The organism is Paracoccus amoyensis (assembly GCF_014490725.1).
Taxonomy (GTDB): Bacteria; Pseudomonadota; Alphaproteobacteria; order Rhodobacterales; family Rhodobacteraceae; genus Paracoccus; species Paracoccus amoyensis.
On the sequence record NZ_JACOQL010000007.1, the window covers coordinates 1 to 18,597 of the forward strand.

Annotated in this window: 21 protein-coding genes; 12 read left to right on the forward strand and 9 right to left on the reverse strand. The window is 60.9% G+C overall.

Annotation, left to right across the window (positions count from 1 at the left end; genetic code table 11):
- Positions 1–319: DUF4303 domain-containing protein (locus tag H4P12_RS17430; RefSeq protein WP_187794907.1), on the forward strand; the 319-nt coding region annotated here is incomplete at its 5' end.
- 54 nt (positions 320–373) lie between these two features.
- Positions 374–766 (forward strand): hypothetical protein, encoded by a 393-nt coding sequence (locus H4P12_RS17435; protein ID WP_187794908.1) that lies wholly within the window; start codon positions 374–376, stop codon positions 764–766.
- Between the two features lie 352 nt (positions 767–1,118).
- Here the strand turns inward: H4P12_RS17435 and glcF are convergent, their stop codons facing one another.
- The 4 genes from glcF to H4P12_RS17460 form a co-directional block, all read right to left on the reverse strand.
- A complete protein-coding gene (glcF, locus tag H4P12_RS17445; RefSeq protein WP_187794909.1) occupies positions 1,119–2,402 on the reverse strand; it encodes a glycolate oxidase subunit GlcF in 1,284 nt (427 codons plus the stop codon).
- 1 nt (position 2,403) lies between these two features.
- Positions 2,404–3,507: an FAD-binding protein gene (locus tag H4P12_RS17450; protein WP_223115884.1), complete on the reverse strand. Its 1,104-nt coding sequence runs from the start codon at positions 3,505–3,507 to the stop codon at positions 2,404–2,406.
- A 17-nt stretch (positions 3,508–3,524) separates the two neighbouring features.
- Positions 3,525–4,967: an FAD-linked oxidase C-terminal domain-containing protein gene (locus H4P12_RS17455; RefSeq protein WP_343069855.1), complete on the reverse strand. Its 1,443-nt coding sequence runs from the start codon at positions 4,965–4,967 to the stop codon at positions 3,525–3,527.
- Positions 4,968–5,374: 407 nt separating this feature from the next.
- Positions 5,375–5,767 (reverse strand): cupin domain-containing protein, encoded by a 393-nt coding sequence (locus H4P12_RS17460; RefSeq protein WP_187794912.1) that lies wholly within the window; start codon positions 5,765–5,767, stop codon positions 5,375–5,377.
- A gap of 183 nt (positions 5,768–5,950) precedes the next feature.
- Between H4P12_RS17460 and H4P12_RS17465 the strand changes: the two genes are divergently transcribed.
- A complete protein-coding gene (locus H4P12_RS17465) occupies positions 5,951–6,322 on the forward strand; it encodes a SecDF P1 head subdomain-containing protein (RefSeq protein ID WP_187794913.1) in 372 nt (123 codons plus the stop codon).
- Positions 6,323–6,327: 5 nt separating this feature from the next.
- Here the strand turns inward: H4P12_RS17465 and H4P12_RS17470 are convergent, their stop codons facing one another.
- From H4P12_RS17470 to H4P12_RS17480, 3 genes are all read right to left on the reverse strand, one after another.
- Positions 6,328–7,323, reverse strand: a complete 996-nt coding sequence (locus H4P12_RS17470) for a helix-turn-helix domain-containing protein (protein WP_187794914.1) — start codon at positions 7,321–7,323, stop codon at positions 6,328–6,330.
- A gap of 51 nt (positions 7,324–7,374) precedes the next feature.
- The gene (locus H4P12_RS17475) at positions 7,375–8,283 is read right to left on the reverse strand and encodes a DMT family transporter (protein WP_246449361.1); all 909 of its coding nucleotides are present in this window, start codon (positions 8,281–8,283) and stop codon (positions 7,375–7,377) included.
- A 113-nt stretch (positions 8,284–8,396) separates the two neighbouring features.
- The gene (locus tag H4P12_RS17480; protein ID WP_187794916.1) at positions 8,397–9,074 is read right to left on the reverse strand and encodes an alpha/beta fold hydrolase; all 678 of its coding nucleotides are present in this window, start codon (positions 9,072–9,074) and stop codon (positions 8,397–8,399) included.
- A 150-nt stretch (positions 9,075–9,224) separates the two neighbouring features.
- On the opposite strand from H4P12_RS17480, the gene H4P12_RS17485 reads away from it, so the two are divergent.
- Together H4P12_RS17485 and H4P12_RS17490 are read left to right on the forward strand one after the other, a co-directional pair.
- On the forward strand, positions 9,225–9,689 hold the full coding sequence (locus H4P12_RS17485; protein WP_187794917.1) for an energy transducer TonB: 465 nt from the start codon (positions 9,225–9,227) through the stop codon (positions 9,687–9,689).
- Positions 9,690–9,865: 176 nt separating this feature from the next.
- Positions 9,866–10,951, forward strand: a complete 1,086-nt coding sequence (locus H4P12_RS17490; protein WP_187794918.1) for a DUF475 domain-containing protein — start codon at positions 9,866–9,868, stop codon at positions 10,949–10,951.
- Between the two features lie 146 nt (positions 10,952–11,097).
- Here H4P12_RS17490 and H4P12_RS17495 read toward each other — a convergent pair whose 3' ends face one another.
- Positions 11,098–11,253, reverse strand: coding sequence for a hypothetical protein (locus tag H4P12_RS17495; protein ID WP_187794919.1), 156 nt, complete (start codon positions 11,251–11,253; stop codon positions 11,098–11,100).
- 181 nt (positions 11,254–11,434) lie between these two features.
- Between H4P12_RS17495 and H4P12_RS17500 the strand changes: the two genes are divergently transcribed.
- A complete protein-coding gene (locus tag H4P12_RS17500; protein ID WP_246449362.1) occupies positions 11,435–12,073 on the forward strand; it encodes an exopolysaccharide biosynthesis protein in 639 nt (212 codons plus the stop codon).
- 4 nt (positions 12,074–12,077) lie between these two features.
- Here the strand turns inward: H4P12_RS17500 and H4P12_RS17505 are convergent, their stop codons facing one another.
- Positions 12,078–12,614, reverse strand: coding sequence for a gluconokinase (locus tag H4P12_RS17505; RefSeq protein ID WP_187794920.1), 537 nt, complete (start codon positions 12,612–12,614; stop codon positions 12,078–12,080).
- Between the two features lie 255 nt (positions 12,615–12,869).
- Between H4P12_RS17505 and H4P12_RS17510 the strand changes: the two genes are divergently transcribed.
- From H4P12_RS17510 to H4P12_RS17535, 6 genes are all read left to right on the forward strand, one after another.
- The gene (locus tag H4P12_RS17510; protein WP_187794921.1) at positions 12,870–13,772 is read left to right on the forward strand and encodes a siderophore ABC transporter substrate-binding protein; all 903 of its coding nucleotides are present in this window, start codon (positions 12,870–12,872) and stop codon (positions 13,770–13,772) included.
- Positions 13,773–14,717 carry an iron chelate uptake ABC transporter family permease subunit gene (locus H4P12_RS17515; protein WP_187794922.1) on the forward strand — a complete coding sequence of 315 codons (945 nt, stop codon included), beginning with the start codon at positions 13,773–13,775 and terminating at the stop codon, positions 14,715–14,717.
- On the forward strand, positions 14,714–15,667 hold the full coding sequence (locus H4P12_RS17520; RefSeq protein WP_187794923.1) for an iron chelate uptake ABC transporter family permease subunit: 954 nt from the start codon (positions 14,714–14,716) through the stop codon (positions 15,665–15,667). The genes H4P12_RS17515 and H4P12_RS17520 overlap by 4 nt, the downstream gene beginning before the upstream one ends.
- Positions 15,664–16,425 (forward strand): ATP-binding cassette domain-containing protein, encoded by a 762-nt coding sequence (locus tag H4P12_RS17525; RefSeq protein ID WP_187794924.1) that lies wholly within the window; start codon positions 15,664–15,666, stop codon positions 16,423–16,425. Before H4P12_RS17520 ends, H4P12_RS17525 begins: the two co-directional genes overlap by 4 nt.
- A gap of 297 nt (positions 16,426–16,722) precedes the next feature.
- Complete coding sequence (locus H4P12_RS17530) at positions 16,723–18,207, forward strand: inorganic phosphate transporter (protein WP_187794925.1); 1,485 nt, start codon at positions 16,723–16,725, stop codon at positions 18,205–18,207.
- 111 nt (positions 18,208–18,318) lie between these two features.
- The gene (locus tag H4P12_RS17535; protein ID WP_187794926.1) at positions 18,319–18,585 is read left to right on the forward strand and encodes a DUF2171 domain-containing protein; all 267 of its coding nucleotides are present in this window, start codon (positions 18,319–18,321) and stop codon (positions 18,583–18,585) included.
- The last annotated feature ends 12 nt before the right edge of the window (positions 18,586–18,597 follow it).

An 18,597-nucleotide genomic window follows, 5' to 3' on the forward strand; every position in this document is an offset into this window, starting at 1 on the left:
TGATAGTCCCTACGTAGATTACGGAAGAAAATATTTTTCGGCGGTGAACGCAGCATTTGATAAGCTTCCAGAAATGACGGAAGAGATGAGTCCCGATCAATGGGATCGAGAATATAATTTCAGAATTTCTGCAATGACAAAAGCCATGCAGGCTTTGAGTGCGGAAGGTTTGTTTGGTGATGGACAAAAACGTGAAAATTTATTGCTTATTGTTGAAGTGGTTCCTCCGGATGCTTCGAATACAGAGCGGGCGCGGCTACTGAATAAGGCAGGATCTCCTGCACTTGAAGCCTGGATCGAAGAAGCGGCGGAGCCATAATCATTTGGTATCTTCTTGCATTTCGTGGAATGATGCCAGTGGCGGCGAGGGCATATGATAACCAATTTTCACCTTACAAAAGATGACAATGAGGATATTTCATTTGCATCAAGCTGTCTTGTGTCCGGGGTGATAACTCTGGAAGAGTTTAAAGCATGGGCCTATTCGATCGTTGAGAACGAAAAAGATGTCCCCAGCTATATTTTCGATATTGTGGAACTGGAAAATAAATTCGATTATACTTTGAATATGCATCGAATAATTGGTTTTTTCCCAAGTTGGGAATTGAGCGGCGAAGAGGATGCCGCGCTCGAGGGAATTGGTTATAAAAGATATAAAGATTTCTCCAGTGACTTTGCGCCCAGAAACCAAGCACTTGCGGCGCTGGAGAAAAATCCGCAAGTTGAGGAACGTTTCTTGAGAACATTCCCTTTTATAAAAATTTAACTATCACTTTAACTACTTGAAAAATATCATAATTTACAATCAAAGGGAGCCTCATTCGATATCATATAGGCGACCCGGTTTTTGCGCGCAGACAAGCCTGTGGGGCGCGGTCGACCAGCTTGACAAGCCGCCAATACCAACGCCGCGCCCATCACCTGTCTTTCGGAGTTCCCTTTTGCCCCTGCCGCAAGACGATGATCTACGGCTTGACGCCCGTTCGGGTGTCGGACAGAACGAATGACGCCCGCGAAGAAGGCCCACACATCCTCGGATAGCAGATTGCGTGCCAAGCCCGTCTCCTCCGCAGAGATGAGCTTGAATCATAGGGCCAGGACCAGTGGAAGACGTTCTGTCAGCACGACCTGGGCTTTGGTCCGCCTGTCGCCCAATCCAGCAATTCCACCGTATGCACCACGGGTACGCCAATTTCCGACCCGATTTGCATCATGCAGCCGATATTTCCCGCGCTGATGACCTGTGGCTGCAAAGCCTCGAGCGTGGCGACCTTGCGGGATTTCAGCTGCGCGGAAATCGCGGGTTGCATCAGGTTATACGTCCCGGCCGATCCGCAGCACAGGTGGCTGTCCTTGGGTTCCAGCACGGTAAAACCTGCCTCGGCCAGCAGCTCCTTGGGGGTGGCCTTGATCTGCTGGCCGTGTTGCAGCGAACAGGCGGCGTGATAGCCGATGCGAAGGGGCGTGGCGTGGGTGGCGTCCTTCAGGCCCAGATCGGACATGACTTCGGTCACGTCGCGGGCAAGATCGGCAATCTGGGCGGCGTCACCGGCCAAGGGGCTGTCGGCGAACATATGGCCGTAATCCTTGACCGTCGTGCCGCAGCCCGAGGTGTTGATGACGACGGCATCCAGCCCGTCGCCCGCAACCTCGGCCATCAGGGCGCGGATATTCGCGGCGGCGCTGGCATGGCTTTCCGCAGTCTTGCCCATGTGATGCGTCAGCGCCCCGCAACAGCCGATGCCCTTCGGGATGACCACCTCGCATCCGTGGCGGCGCAGCAGGCGGATGGTGGCGTCGTTGATGTCGGTATTCAGCGCACGTTGGGCGCAGCCGGTCAGCAGGGCGACCCTTTTGATCCGCGGCCCCTCTGCCGGGAAAACCTGTGGCTTGTCGTTCAGACTGGGGGGCGGAATCTCGGCGGGGGCCATGTCCAGCATGGCCCGCAGCCGCGCATCGGGGATCATCCCGCGAAACGGTCGCGCGATTTTCGCGCCCAGAAGCGCCAGCCGGAACCGCCCCGGATAGGGCAGGATCGCCGCCAGAAGCCAGCGCAGGGCACGGTCGTGCCACGGGCGGTGATAGTTGTCCTGAATATATTCCCGCGCGTGATCGATCAGATGCATGTAATCCACGCCGGACGGGCAGGTGGTCATGCAGGACAGGCAGGACAGGCAGCGGTCGATATGTTGCACGGTTTTTGCATCCGGTGTCCGGTTGTTTTCCAGCATGTCCTTGATCAGGTAAATGCGTCCGCGCGGGCTGTCCAACTCATCGCCCAGCACCTGATAGGTCGGGCAGGTCGCGGTGCAAAAGCCGCAATGCACGCAGGATCGCAGGATCTCGTTACTGCGCGCGGTGGCCGGATCGGCAAGCTGTTGGGCGGTGAAATTCGTCTGCATCTTAAGCGTCCATCAGGCCGGGGTTCAGAAGGCCCGCCGGATCAAAGGTCTGGCGCAGCCCTGATTGCAGGCGGGCCAGCGGGCCGGTTTGCGGGGGAAATGCCGGGCCGGTCAGCCCCGCACGGCGAATCAGCGTGGCATGGGGCGCAAGGGCGCGAACCTGTGCGGCGCTGCCCGGACCCGCATACCAGATCAGGCCACCCCCCCAATCAAGCGAGGTTGCCCCGCCCAGAGCGTGCAGCGCCGTGCAGATCGCAGGCGCATCGGTCGGTTTCGCCAGGATGCGCCACAACGGCGCATCGCTGCCTGCGAAATTGGTCACGTCACGCAGCCCGCGCCACAGGGCGGTGGTCGCGGCATCGTCCAGCACCTGCGGCGCATGTGCCGCCAGCAAGGCCAGCAGTCGGTCGCGGCGATAGATCAACTGCTTCTCCAGCCCCTCGATCCGCAGATATGCGGTGCCATCGCGCCAGGCCGCCCCGGTCACGTCAAAGGGCGTCGCAAGCGCGGTCGAAAACAGCCGCACCGCTTGCGCCCGGTTCATATCGGCAAAGACCAGCGTCGCGCGGGCGGGCAGATGGGGCAGGGTTTTCAGAACAATCTCGGTCAACACGGCCAAGGTGCCATATGAGCCCGCCAGCAGCTTGGACAGGTCCAGTCCGGTGACATTCTTCATCACCCGCCCGCCATTCTTGATGACCCGGCCCCGGCCATCGACGAAACGCACGCCCAGCAGGTGATCGCGGCAGGCCCCGGCCATCAATCGACGGGGACCGCTGGCATTTGCGGCGACCATACCGCCCAAGGTGGGTGCGCCATGACCGCCCAGAACGCCGCGCAGGTCCGGCGGCTCAAAGGCCAGGGCCTGACCCTCGGCCGCCAGCATCGCCTCGATTTCGGGCAGCGGGGTGCCGGGGCGGGCGATCAGGGTCATTTCGCCGGGCGAATAGGTGACGACGCCCGACAGCCGCGTCGTGGTCAGCCGGTCGATCATCATGTCGTCGCCCGGCGGCAGTTGGACACGGGTGCCACCACCGATAATGCGCAAGGGCCTGCGCCGATCCGCAATGATGGCGGCCAGTTCGGCCTCGGTCGTGGGGGCCAGCAGGTCCTGAACCGCACTCATTCCGCAGCCCTTCCACGATGGGCGGCGCTGGCCTGCAACGGAAAGACCTTGGCCGCGTTCAGCAGCCATTGCGGGTCGAACAGATCCTTGATTTCCATCTGGATGGCCAGATCGTCGGGGGCGTATTGCGTGCTCATCAGGTCGCGCTTTTCGATGCCGACGCCATGTTCGCCGGTCAGACAACCGCCAACCTCGACGCAGAGGCGCAGGATATCGTTGCCGAACGCCTCGGCCCGGGCCAGATCGCCGGGCTGGTTGGCGTTGAACAGGATCAGCGGGTGCATATTGCCATCGCCCGCGTGAAAGACATTGGCAACCTCCAGCCCATGTTCGCGGGACAATTCACCGATCCGGCGCAAGGTATAAGGCAGTTGGCCCACCGGAACCGTGCCATCCAGACAGATGTAATCGCCCAGCTTGCCCATCGCCCCGAAAGCCGATTTCCGGCCCTTCCAGATTTTCGCGGCCTCATCGGCATTCCTGCTTTCGCGAAATTCGACCGGGTTCAGGGCATCGGCAATCTCGCGGATGCGGGCGATCTGATCGGCGATTTCATCGGCCGAGCCTTCGACCTCGACGATCAGGACGGCGTTGCAGGTGGGATAACCGGCCTTGGCAAAACTTTCGACGGCGCGCAGGCAGGGTTCGTCCATATATTCGATGGCCACCGGAATCACGCCCGAGCGGATGATATTGGCCACGCATTCGCCTGCCACCTCGGCATCGCCAAAGCCGATCAGAACGGGTCGCGCGCCTTCGGGGCGGGGCAGGATGCGCAAGATGGCCTCGGTCACGACGCCAAGCTGACCTTCCGATCCGCAGAACAGGCCCAGCATGTCCAGCCCGTCGGGACCGGCTTCGGGGCCGCCCATCTCGACGATCTCACCCGTGGACAGCACCACCGTGGCGCCCATCAGATTGTTGGTCGTGACCCCGTATTTCAGGCAATGCGCCCCACCAGAGTTCATCGCGATATTGCCCGCGATGGTGCAGGCCAGCTGAGACGACGGGTCCGGCGCATAGAAAAACCCATGGGATTCCAGTTCGGCACTGACGGCCAGATTGGTGATGCCGCTCTGCACGCGGATAAAGCGGTTGTCGGTGTCGATCTCCAGCACATCACGCAGCCGCATGGTGCCCAGGATCACGCAATCCGCCGTCGGCAGCGCCCCGCCCGCAAGGGATGTGCCCGCGCCGCGCGGCACCACCGGCACGCCCATGTCGTTGCAAAGCCGCATGATTGCCGCGACCTGCGCCGTCGTGCGCGGCAAAACCACGGCCAAGGGCGGGCAGCGATAGGCGGTCAGCGCATCGCATTCATAGGCCCGCGTTTCCTGCGGATCGTGAATGACGGCATCGGCTGGCAGAACGGCCTGCAACGCCGCAACGATCTGCGGGCCGCGCGCGATGACATCCTGATTGGGTGCCGGCATGGCGATGGACATGGCTTTGCCTCCCTCTCCCTTGGAACATTGGTAAGATAATTTTACCGCCTAGGTCAATCCTGTGATTCAATCACGGAGTCATCGGGTAAGGATAGTCACGGAGTCATGGGGTAAGGATAGTGCAACGCCGGCCAAACGGACAGCGACCTGCTGCCCCTTCTGACCGATTTTTGGATTCGGATTCCTGTGGCCTGCTGGTGGTGTGCAATTGACGACGTTCACAAGGAAGGGGCCGACACCATGTCGAATCACGTCACCGGCGTCGTGCCGGGCCTTGGCGTTGCCGTCTTTCCGTTCACGCGGGCCGCGACGGAAGAAAACATCGTCTCAATGGCACGCGAATAGTCGCACCTGATCGAGACCGTTCGCTTCGATATGTCCGCGTCCTTTGGCAGACGGAATTATTGGACCGGCAGCAGAACCGGCGCACCCGCGTCTTTTACAAAAAACGCAAGAAAGCTGGCGGGGGCTGTATCGCTGGCATTTCGCCCCACAAGATGAACATCGTCCTTGCCTTCGACAAAGGTATCACCGGGGTTCAGGGTGACCTCGGGACCGCCTTCGACCTGCATCACCACAGACCCCTCGAGGATATAGACGAATACATCGGCATCATGGCGGTGAACGGGGTCCGATCCACCGGGCGCATAGTCCACGCGCAGCATCACCACCTCTTTCCCGTCAAGATCCAGCGATTGTTGCAGCAATTGGGTGACGCTGGCGGGTTCCTGTGCCAAGGCGGGCGATATCGCGGCGGTCAGACATGCGATGGCGAGGGGGATATATCGTGGCATCTGAATTCCTTTCCTATCGTATTTGCAGGTGAAAGTGCTGCGGCCAATCCAAGGCGATCAATCTTCATAACTCTGGGCCGCGGTTCAATAAATGTGATGTTAATTCGGGATGCCGATAAAGCAATGGAATTGCAGCAAGGGCCTTATTCTGGCAATATGACCAAGATATCTGAAAGATTATCCATGTCCCTCATTCGACCCATTATCGCAGGTGCAATGACCTTGTTGGCGCTTGTCTCGCCGGCAATGGCGGAAACGCTGAATTTGCGCGTCACCGGCGGTCAGATTTCGGACTCCGGCGATACCCTGAATGTCGAACTTGCACGGCAAAGCCAACGCGACTTCGCGACCTTCACCCAGCTGCATGTCGGGCAGCGCATGGCGATCATGCTGGATGACAAGGTATTGATTTCCCCGATGCTGCGCGGACCGATCTTTGCCTCCAGCGGGCAATTGTCGCTGCCTTTGCTTCTGTCCCCAGAAGAGGTGGTGGCCCTGCGCGACAGGCTGGGCAGCGGCAAGCTGTTCTTGCGCGTGACAGCACCTGCGCAATAGGCCCGTCAGGCCGCCGCGCTCCATAATCTGAAGCGGCGTGTGCCGGTCACTTCGCGCACCAACCCGTCATTCTGCAACCGCTGCAACATCCGTTCAGCCGTGTCGCGGCTGATGCCCGCATGCTCCTCGACCATGGCGGTTGTCATCAGGGGCTGCGTCAACAGGGCGTCGATGATGCGGGAGGGGCTGTTGCCCTTGATCGTTGCCGTGGCGGCCCGTGCCTGTTCCGCCCACAGCGACAGGCGCGACAGGTGCCGCCGCGCATCCACCGCCCCCTGCGTCACCGCGTCCAGATGGCGGGCCATGCGTTCCGCAGGGGCGCTGCCATCCAGCCAGACGCGCCGTCCGTGGCGGCCCAGCGGCAGGAATGTCAGCGCCTCGCAATTCGCGGCCATGGCGCGGCCGGTCCAGACTGCACCTTCGATCATGTCCTCGACCGCCGAGACATTGGCCAGCCGCCACGCGATCCGGGCAGGGCAGGCGCGGGCAATCGGGTGCAGATCTGCAAGCCCATCGATCAGGCCCAGAAATTCACCTGCGCTTTCATCAAAATCGCGTCCGGTCGGGCGGCCATGCTGGGCCGCGGGCAGGTGATCCCCCTCGGCCCGATGCAGCGCCAGAAACGCGCGCAGGTCGGTCAGACCGGTCTGTCCTTCCAACCGGCGGATCGCCCAGCGGGCTTGCTTCATGGCGTCCAGATCGGTGCTGGCCCGCGCCTCCATCAGATCGCGGCCGATTTCTTCGCGGCGCAGAGGGGTGGCCTGTCCCCATAACATCGCCTCGACCTCGATCAGGGCCAGTCGGGTAAGGGCACCGCGCCGACGATCTTCGGGCAGCGCGGCGATCAGTTGATCCAACCGCCCGACGGCCAATCCGGCATCGGCCAGTGCAACAGCATTCGTCGCCTGCGCAGTCTGCCAGCCGTTCTGGTCGATCAGACCACTGGTCGTGCCTGGAATCGGATGTGCGGTTTCGGTCATGACCGCAAAATATGGTGTCATTGCGGATATAAAAAGCCGCAATCATCAAAGCCGCAATCATCAAAGCCGCAATCATCCTTGGGGCGTCATCGCCTTGCGTTGTCGGGCGCGTTGCAGCCCCAATTGCCGTTCGCGCCAGATGATCAGAATGCCGGCCATGATGACCAGTGCCGCGCCGATCAGAACGGTTGCGGTCGGCGCTTCTTCAAAGATGAACCAGCCGATCAGCACCGCCAGCAGCATCGAAACATATTCGAACGGGGCGATCAGCGAGGCATCGGCATAGCGATAGGACGAGGTCAGCAGGATCTGGCCCAGCCCGCCCAGCAAGCCCGTCATCACCAGCGACACGCCGGTCGTCAGATCCGGCATCACCCAGCCAAAGGGCAGTGTCGCCAGCCCAAGCAGCGTCGATGTCACCGAAAACCAGAAGACGATGGCGGTGGTTTTTTCGTCCTGCACCAGCTTGCGCACAAAAATCTGCGCCAATGCGGCACAAGCCGCGCCGCCAAGCGCCGCCACGGTGCCCAGCGTTCGCAGCGGGTCGGACATCGCGCGTGTGGTCAGCTGCGGCGACAGAACGACCAGCACCCCCAACAGGCCAAGCCCGACCATGGACAGCCGAAACAGGCGCACGTCCTCGCCCAGAAACATCGCGGCAAAGATCACCACCAGCAACGGCGCGGCATAGTTGATGGCCGTCGCCTCGGGCAAGGGCAGCAGGGCCAGCGCCCAAAAGCCCAGAAACATGGCGCTGGTGCCGATGATGCCACGATAGAAATGACCCATCGGGCGAAATGTTTTCAGCCCGTCGCGCAGATCGTGTCGCATCGCCAGCCAGATGAAAATCACCGGCATGGCGAACAGGGACCGGAAAAACACCTGCTGACCGGCCGGAACGCCCATGCCCTCGGGGTCAGCCGTCGCTTTGACCATGGCGGCCATCAGCGTGAAAATGGTGACGCTGCAACATTTCAGCATGATGCCGCGAAGCGGCGAAGGTTGGGGCAGCGACATCGCCACAGGCCGTATCTTTGGGAACGGGATAAGGCTGGTTAGAGCCGCGGGCCAGAGCGGTCAATATCGGTTCGGGTTCAGCGGCTTAGAAAGTCGCGCAGCAGGGCCGCAAGCGGTTCTGCCGCTTCGATCGGCAGCATGTGTCCGGCATCAAGCGTCGCGAATTCGGCATTCGGGATGCCGGCGACCAGTTCCTGCGATTCCGCGATGCTGCGCACCTGATCTTTCGTCCCCGCGATCACCAGCGTGGGGCAATGGATATCGGGCAGCCGTGCGATATCGCCGGTTCGGGGAAAGGAAAGCTGGTTGCGAAAGGCGGTCCTGCCCAGACGCAGGCTCATGTCGTGGATCCGTTCGATCAGCGCCGTGTCCGACTGTCGTTCGGGCGCCAGCGAGGCGGCGATGGAGCGGCGGCTGACCCCGCGAAAGCTGTCCTTGGCAAGGCGATAGGCCATTTGCTTTTGTGCCGCACGTTCGGGCGTGTCGCCCCGCGCGGAGGTCGCGATCAGCACCAGATGTGACACGCGGTCCCCGGCCTGCAGCGCAATTTCCCGCGCGACATAGCCGCCCATGGAAAATCCGATCAGGGCGAACCTGTCCGGTGCCGCGGCAATGATGCGCGCGGCGGCATCTTCAAACGAGGTGGCGTTGGAATAATCCGCGAAATCAAACGGCCCAAGGCCATGCAGCAGCGGGGCAAGATCGCGCCACAGGTCGTCGTCAAGCATGAAGCCGGGGATGAAGATCAGGGTCACAACCATTCCTTAACGGTTTTGGGGGCATGATGGGCCATGGCCGTGACCTGAACAATGCTGCGCCCGAAATTCTTCACACCGCCGTGAATTTTTGTTTGCGTCGAATCAGAATTCCGCGTTCTACCAAGAAAAAACCGAGCAGAGAAAACCATGCATATCAAAGTATTTGCCATCGCTGCTGCGCTTGGCCTGTCAGGAATGTTGGCCGCTTGCAACGACGGCGCCGACACAACCGAATCGACAACCCGGCCGCCGACGAAACCCGCCAGCGGTGCCGATTGGGAAAAGGAAGTTCAGGCGCGGCTTGATGCATCCTCGACCCGGATGACCTTGCTGGCGGAACAGCAAAAGCTGAATCCGCCGAAATCGGCCATCCTGACCTACGCGATCGCGCCCAACGGGCAGATCAAGGATATCAGGATCGCCCGGTCGTCCGGTCTGCCGCGATTCGACAGCAAAGCCTTGAATTTCGTGGCAACTGCTGGCCCCTTGCCCCCCTTCAGCGATGATATGGCGCGTCAGGACATGCAGCGCATCAGTGTCGTGACGGTGGCCCAGGCCGAGCGCCGCTGGTTCGGCGGCGCCAAAGACGACAAGGAAGGCCTGCTGGAATAAGGCGGGTCTGCGCCGCCGGAAACACGGCTTCTTGATCGGTCGCCGGAAAAACGTTACAAGCCGGGATCAGCCCTGTTTGGGTGATGTACGGCGACCGGGCCCCTCTGGCGAATGTGGCGGCGCATTCGTGATGTCGGCTGTCGAAACCTTGTCAGCCGTCGGACTCGATTTCACATATGAGCACTCACGCAACGTCACAGGGCGCGTCGGGCACTTCGGTGCTGAGGTATTTTCGTTGGGCCTTTATCGTCACCGCCGTCGGGCTTGGCCTTGGTATCTGGCTGGGCTGGCGCACCACGGGCACGGTCAGCGGCACGCTGAGCATCTTTTTCATCTGTGCGGTGCTGGCGGTTCTGGAAATCTCGCTTTCCTTCGACAACGCCATCGTCAACGCCAACAAGCTGAAAGACATGACGCCCAAGTGGCAGCATCGCTTTCTGACCTGGGGCATCATCATCGCCGTGTTCGGCATGCGGATCGTCTTCCCGCTGCTGATCGTGGTGATCGCGGCCAATATCGGACCGTGGGACGCGGTGGTCATGGCGGCGGCACAGCCGGAACGCTATGCCGAGATCATGCATGACGCCCATCTGCCGATCGCCGCGTTTGGCGGTGCGTTTCTGATGATGGTCGGCCTGTCCTTTTTCTTCGATCACGAAAAGGACGTGCACTGGATCAGATGGCTTGAGAAACATCTTGCCCGCCATGCCAGCATTCGCGGGATCGAGGTGGCGTTGGTTCTGATCACCATCATCACGTTCAGCCGCCTGCAGCAGCCGGAAAATGTCGAGGTGTTCTTCCGCGCCGCCATCTGGGGCCTGCTGACCTTTCTGATCGTCGAGGTGCTGGGCGGCCTTCTGGACAGCACCCAGCAAAACCTGTCAGGCGCGGCCAAGGGCGGTCTGGGCGCCTTCCTGTATCTGGAAGTTCTGGACGCCTCGTTCAGCTTTGACGGCGTGATCGGTGCATTCGCCCTGACGCAGAACCTGTTCATCATCGCCATCGGTCTGGGCATCGGCGCGATGTATGTGCGGTCAATGACCATCATGCTGGTCGAAAAAGGCACGCTGACCAATTACCGCTATCTGGAACATGGCGCATTCTACGCCATTCTGGCGCTGTCGGTCATCATGTTCGCGCAGTCGCTGGTCCATATCCCCGAGGTTATCACCGGGCTGGGCGGCGCTTGCCTGATCGGTCTGTCGCTGTGGTCGTCGATCCGCGCCAACCGGGCCGATCCGGCCGGGTCCGAGGTTCACTGACAAAACAAAACCCGCGCCAGAACTGATCTGGCGCGGGTTGAACCGATTACTCCACTAAACTCGTTACGCGGGCCTACTCATACACTTAAACTTTGACTGATCATGACACAGGCGGGTTTACGCCTGATTGACTTCCAGGCCGGAAATCAGAATTGAACGGCGCGGAACTGGCGTTCCGGGATGCCCAGCGTTTTCAACGCTTTCGACGAGGGCGCACGGCGGTTTTCCACGGCGGCGGCCAGCTCGATCGAGGCATTCAGAGCCGCGAAGAATTTCGAGATATAGCTGGCGATACGGGTCATCATCTTTTCCTGTTAATGCTTTATTTCGTTGGGCTTTATCTGGGCGCTAACGGCTTTTTTGGCAACGCCGTATTCTGTCAGATCGGCTTTGCGTTCTGCGCATGACACCGCCGATGGGGATTGGCAGCGGAACAAACTTCGTGCGAAGCGCTTATCATCGCACCCATTCAGGAAAACCGGGATGCAACAAGACAGCCTTATGGCGCAGGATGATATTCTGGCCTTCCAGCCATCAAGCTACGAACAAGACAATACCAGCGTGGAAGCGCTGTTGAAAAAGGCGTTCCACAGTGGCGGGGACGACAAGACCTCGATCCGCGACATGGTCGAGGCTTTGGGCTATGCCTCGTTATTGCCGACGCTGATGGTCGTGGCGATGGCCGTGGTGTCGCCGCTGTCAGGAATTCCGCTCTTTTCGTCGATTTGCGGGGTATTAATTGCCCTGACGTCAGTCGAACTCTTGATTCGACGCAAGCACCTGTGGCTGCCAGGGTTCCTGATGCGACGGCAGGTCTCGTCAAGGAAACTGGCCAATGCCTATCGCTGGGCCGAAGGGCCAGCCCGCTGGCTGGACCGGGTGTCACGTCCGCGTTTGCAGTTTCTGGTGCGTCGTCCGCTGGTCTGGATCGCGCAGATCGCCTGCCTGTTGGCGGGCGCGGTGATGCCGTTTCTGGAACTGGTGCCGTTCACGTCATCCATCCTTGGCCTTGCCGTGTTTCTGATGGGCTTCGGGATGCTGGTTCGGGATGGGCTGTTCGCGCTGCTGGGCCTGTTGGTGATCGCCGCGCTGGTTGGCGCAGTGACGCTTGTGGTGGTGTGACGGCTTACACCAGGCCGCGCTGACGCAGATCATCCACCGCATGCTGAACCGAGATTTCGACCGGCAATTCGGTGTCCAGCGTGATGACGTGTTCATCCTCGGTTGGCATTTCCAGCGTGGCCAGCTGTGAATCCAGCATGGAGGGCGGCATGAAATGCTTGCGCGCCCGCATGCGTTCAAGGATCACGTCATGATCCGCATGCAGATAGACAATCTGCAGCGCGCCGATATGGTCGCGCAGATAATCGCGATAGCTGTGCTTCAGCGCCGAACAGGAAAACACGGTGCAGCGCGTCTGCGCCGATTCCACCACCGCGATCGACAGGGCCTTCAACCACGGCCAGCGCATGTCATCGGTCAGCGGATGGCCCGCAGCCATGGCTTCGCGGTTTGATGCAGGGTGATAATCGTCGCCCTCAAGAAACGCGGCGTCCAGCCGTTCCGCCAGCCCAAGCGAGATGCTGGTCTTGCCCACTCCGCTTGGTCCCATGACCATGATGCACAATCGGCGGGTGGCCCCCGTGTTCGGCGCGTCTTGCATGATAGCTTCCCTTCCTAATGTGCAATGTAAATACAGGCCATGGTTCGGGCAAGCAGGGATACCCTTTCCGCAGAGTGGGATGATTGCACCAGAAAACGGCCCGGTTCAATCATCCGCGGAATTGTGAAGCGGAAATGGTCCATGGCCCTTGCATCTCCCGCAATCCTGATTTCTTTAGTCGACAACTTGGGCAATCGGCGTCTGCCAGCAAATTACGTCAGCTGCGTCAGCCCCTTCGCAAAAGGAAATCGATCCATGAAAGCTGCCTTGTTCGCTTTGGCGCTGGCTTTGCCTGCCGCCCTTCACGCCCAGGAAATTGACATTCAGACCGCCACCGGCCCGGTTTCCGTGGCGCAATCGCCCGAAAAGCTGGCCGTTTACGATCTTGCCGCCGTCGATACGCTGAACGCGCTTGGCGTGACCATCGCCGCAGGCCCGGACATTGCGCCGCCTGATTTTCTTGTCCCCGCACTGGCTGATGCCCAGAAAGTCGGCACGCTGTTCGAGCCGGATTTCGAAGCGCTGGCGGCCTTTGCCCCCGACCTGATCATCGCAGGCGGCCGTTCGTCGGCGCAGGTTGACGCCCTGTCGCGTGTTGCGCCGACGCTGGACATGACCATCACGGGCGATGCGCTGTTTGAACAGGCCGAGGCGCGTCTGGCCAGCTATGGCACCCTGTTTGACAAACAGGACCAGGCGGCGAGCCTGAAAGCGGAACTGGATGCGGCGCTGGCCAGCGCCCGTGCGGCCGTTGCCGGCAAAGGGAACGCCATGATCCTGCTGACCAATGGCGGCAAGATGTCCGCCTACGGTGCCGGATCGCGCTTTGGCTGGCTGCATACCGCGCTGGATCTGCCAGAGGCGCGCCCCGGGTTGAAGACCGAGGCATCCCATGGCGAGGCGGTGTCGTTCGAGTTTATCGCGGAAACCAACCCGGATTGGCTGCTGGTGCTGGATCGCGGCGCCGCTGTCGGGCAAGAGGGTCAGGCCGCCGCGGCGACACTGGATAATCCGCTGGTTGCCGGAACGACCGCTGGCCAGAAAGGCCAGATCGTTTATCTGAACCCGGCTGCTCTCTATCTGTCGACGGGAGGCGTGCAGTCCCTGACCTTGCTGCTGAACCAGATAACCGAGGCTTTCGGCGCGGCCGAAAGCTAAGTGTATCGGGTGGCTGTCATCGCGGGACTGGCGCTGCTGGTCCTTGCCAGCCTGCTGATCGGGGCGGCTGACCTGCGCGGCGGCAGCGTTGACAGCTATCTGCTGGTGATGGTCAGTCGCATTCCCCGCACGGTCGCCGCGCTTCTGGCCGGGGCTGGTCTGGCGCTGGCGGGGGCTGTGGTGCAACTGGCGGTGCAGAACCGTCTGGTCGAGCCCGGCCTGACCGGCACGCCTGAATCCGCGATGGCCGGCCTGTTGGCTGTCACCCTGATCGCACCGGGCGCCGCCCTGATGGTCAAGATGATCGTGGCCTCGCTTGCGGCGCTGGTCGGCACCTTTGGTTTTTTCGCCCTGTCGCGCCATGTGCCGCGGCAGGATCCGATGCTGTTGCCATTGGTCGGGTTGATCTATGGCGGCATCCTTGGCGCGGGCGTGACCTGGTTCGCATGGACCGCCGATCTGGTCCAGTATGTCGGCATCTGGCAATCGGGCGAGTTTTCGGGCGTGCTGCGCGGGCGATACGAGCTTTTATGGCTGATCGCGATCATGGCCGCGCTGCTTTATGTCGCCGCCGATCGCATCACCATTCTGGGTCTGGGCGATGATTATGCCCGCAGCCTTGGCCTGAACGCGCGGCAGACGCTGTTGGTCGGGCTGGGCGTCGTGTCGGCCACGATTGCGGCGGTGGTGGTGACCGTCGGATCGCTGCCCTTTGTCGGGCTGGTCGTGCCCAATATCGTGTCACGCTGGCGGGGCGACAATCTGCGGGCCAATCTGCCGCTGATCGCGGTGCTGGGCGGGGCCTCAGTCCTTGCCGCCGATGTCATCGGCCGCGTGATCCGCTGGCCCTATGAAATCCCGGCGGGGACCATCTTTGCCGTCTTGGGGGCGGGGCTGTTCCTGTGGATGCTTTACGCCACGCCAAAACAGGCGACCAGCAGATGAGCGTTGCGCCTCGACATCGTCTTTGGCTGCTGGGCGCGGTCCTTCTGATTGCGTCCGGGCTGTTTCTGGTCTGGGGGTTGCGCGCCCCCTATGGCTTCATTCTGGGACTTCGGGTCACCAAGGTTGCGGCGCTGCTGTTGGTGGGTGCATCGGTCGGGGCAGCGACGGTGATGTTTCAGACCGTGGCGCATAACCGCCTGCTGACCCCCGGCATCGTTGGTTTTGACGCGTTGTTCGTGCTGTTACAGACAACGCTGGTCATCATGCTGGGCGGGGTTGGCTATGTTTCCCTGCCGCAAATCCCGAAATTCCTGATCGAGTCCCTGACCCTGACCGCGGCCGCCGTCGCGCTGTTCAGCCTTGTGCTCCGGCGCGGGGCGGATGACATGACGCGGCTGGTTCTGACAGGTGTGATCTTTGGCATCCTGATGCGCGGATTGACGGGGTTCATGCAGCGCATTCTGGATCCGTCGGAATTTGCCGTGGTGCAGCAGGCGACCTATGCCACCTTCGGCGCGGTCGATCCGCTGCAACTGTCCATCGCCGCGCCCCTGTTCGCCATCGTGCTGGCGCTGTCGATCCGCATTGGCCCATCCTTGGATGTGGCGGCGCTTGGCCGCACGCAATCGCTGTCGCTTGGCGTGGACCATGACCGGCTGGTGCTGCTGGTGCTGACGCTGATTTCGCTGCTGATCGCGGTGGCGACCGCGCTGGCCGGACCCATCACCTTTCTGGGGTTGCTGGCCGCCAGCCTTGCTGCGGCCTCGATCGGGACGTATCGCCACCGCATCCTGATCCCCGCCGCTGCTGCTGTCGGTGCACTGATCCTTGTTTTCGGGCAGTTCGTTTTTGAACGCCTGCTGGGGTTCCAGTCCACCCTCGCCGTGATCGTCGAGTTTCTTGGCGGTCTGTTGTTCCTTTTCCTTGTCCTGAAAAGACGCCCGACATGATCCGTATTGCCAGCCTTGATCTGCACCGCGACGGCCAGCCCATCCTGCAAGATGTGACAGCCCGGATTCCCCCGACCGGCCTGACAGCCATCATCGGTCCGAACGGGGCGGGAAAATCGACGCTGCTGCATTGTATCGCCGGCCTGCTGGTGCCGCATGCGGGCAAGGTCATGATCGGCGATGATGATATCGCGACCCTGAAACCGCAGGATCGCGCCCATCGGGTGGCCCTGCTGACGCAAAGCCCCGCCATCGTGCCCCGCCTGAGCGTCCGCGATCTGGTGGCGTTTGGCCGCTGGCCGCATCATCGCGGGCGTCCCAAACAGCAAGACCACGATCAGGTGGATGAGGCGCTGGCCCTGTTCGATCTGAACGATCTGGAACATCGCAAGCTGGACAGCCTGTCTGGCGGACAGCGCCAGCGTGCCTTTGTCGCCATGGCCTATGCACAATCGACGCCATGGATGTTGCTGGACGAGCCGCTGGCCGCGCTGGACCCGCGTTATGCCCGCGACATCATGGAGAGGTTGCACAATCTTTCGCGCCCCGGCCCGGATAGCCGAAGCGTTGTCATCGTGTTGCATGATCTGGGGATGGCCGCGCGCTATGCGGATTGGATTGTCAGCCTGAAGGACGGCCAGCTGGTTCATTCTGCGCCAAGGGAACAGGCCATGACGACCGAGAATTTGTCGGCGTTGTTCGATACGGGTCTGGCGGTCCAAACGGTAGGCGGCAAATCCATCGTCATTCCGGTTTGATCCGGTTGGATCGTCCCGGCAAAAAGACCCAGCCTGAAAACTATTACACCTTCACGAAAAAAGAACGGAACTGTCCACGCCAACAGGAGTTAGTGGACAGTTCAACATTGCACGCACCGCAATGAGTAACGAGTACCCGCCCGCCAGCAATGGCGGGCTTTTTCTTATATATACACGCTTAGGTTGATTTTGTATATATATATTTTTTGTGTCAAAATAATGACAGTCCCGAAACGTCTTTTTGATTGATCCCACGGCTAATCCCACTTAGCACGCCGCCCAGCAGAAAGACGGATCATGTCAGACAAAGATCTAGAAGCCCGACACCTTGATACTCTTGACCGCGATCTTGGGCGGTTCTCGAATCTGGAATACGCGGCGGCCTATATTTCCAGGCCGCTTGTCGCACCGGGCATCGCCTTTGTCTTCATTGTTCTGGCGGGCCTTGCTGCGGCGCTGTTTCTGGGGTCGACCAGCCAGACATTGATCGTGGTGACCGCGGCCGTGTTCGGGGCTTACATGGCGCTGAATATCGGCGCGAATGACGTGGCCAATAATATGGGTCCGGCCGTCGGCGCCAACGCGCTTAGCATGGGCGGTGCAATCGTCATCGCCGTCATCTTTGAAAGCGCGGGCGCCCTGATCGCGGGGGGCGACGTGGTTTCGACCATCGCCAAGGGCATCGTCGCACCCGAGGCGCTGAATACCCAAGCCAGCTTTGTCTGGGCGATGATGGCGGCGCTGCTGGCATCCGCCCTGTGGGTGAATCTTGCGACATGGATCGGCGCACCCGTGTCCACGACCCATGCGGTTGTCGGCGGCGTCATGGGCGCGGGTATTGCCGCAGCAGGCTTTGGCGCGGTGAATTGGGAACAGATGGGCACGATCGCGGCAAGCTGGGTGATTTCGCCATTGATGGGGGGCGGCGTCGCTGCACTGTTCCTGTGGTTCATTGAAGCCCGCATCATCCATCGCGACGACAAGATCGCGGCGGCGCGTATCTGGGTGCCGGTTCTGGTTGGCCTGATGGCGGGTGCCTTTGCCGCCTATCTGGCGCTGAAGGGGCTGAAGCAGCTGATCGACGTCTCGATGGGCACGGCGCTGCTTGCCGGGCTGGTCATCGGCGTCCTGTGCTGGGCCATCATGATTCCGGTGACCCGTCATCAGTCCGAGGGGCTTGAGAATCGCAACAAATCGCTGAAAGTCCTGTTCGGGATTCCGTTGGTCGCTTCGGCCGCGCTGCTGAGCTTTGCGCATGGTGCGAATGACGTGGCCAATGCGGTCGGGCCGCTGGCGGCAATCGTCCATGCCTCGACCACCGGGGATTTTGCGGGCGATGTGTCGATTCCGCTGTGGGTCATGCTGATCGGTGCCTTCGGGATCTCGTTCGGGCTGTGCCTGTTCGGACCCAAACTGATCCGCATGGTCGGCAGCCAGATCACGAAACTGAACCCGATGCGGGCTTATTGCGTGGCCTTGTCGGCGGCGATTACCGTGATTATCGCCAGCGCCCTGGGCCTTCCGGTCAGTTCGACCCATATTGCGGTTGGCGCGGTCTTTGGTGTCGGCTTCTTCCGTGAGTGGGATTCCGAGCGTCGCCTGCGCAAGGCCCGCATGGCCATCCCCGAGGCAGAGCATCTGACATCGGACGAACGCCGCCGCCGCAAACTGGTGCGTCGTTCGCATGTGCTGACCATCGGCGCGGCCTGGATCATCACCGTGCCCGCCGCCGCCCTGCTGTCGGGGATGCTGTATTGGCTGCTCTCGGTTTTCGCCGGTTAGGTCCTGGCCGGGCGGACCCTCGAAGGGGAACATATCGACGCCCGATGCGTTAACCATCCGAAGCCCCCTGTGGCTTTTTGACGGACAGGTTGACAGACAGGAGATTTTGCGATGGTTGATAGCACTCACATCAAGGAAGATGCGGAAATTGTCGGCGCGGATGGCGTCCATGTCGGCTATGTCGATCACATCGACGGCGCGCGGATCAAGATGAAGCGCAAGGATGAAGCGCATGGCATCGAAACCAAGACGCATCGTTATATCCCGCTGAATGACGTGGCCTCGACCGAAGATGGCAAGGTGTGGATGTCGGCCAATGCCGCACTTGTTCCCGTGCTTGAGGAAGAGGAAGAGGACGGCAAGCCGATCCAGCTGTAAGATCGCCGTCAG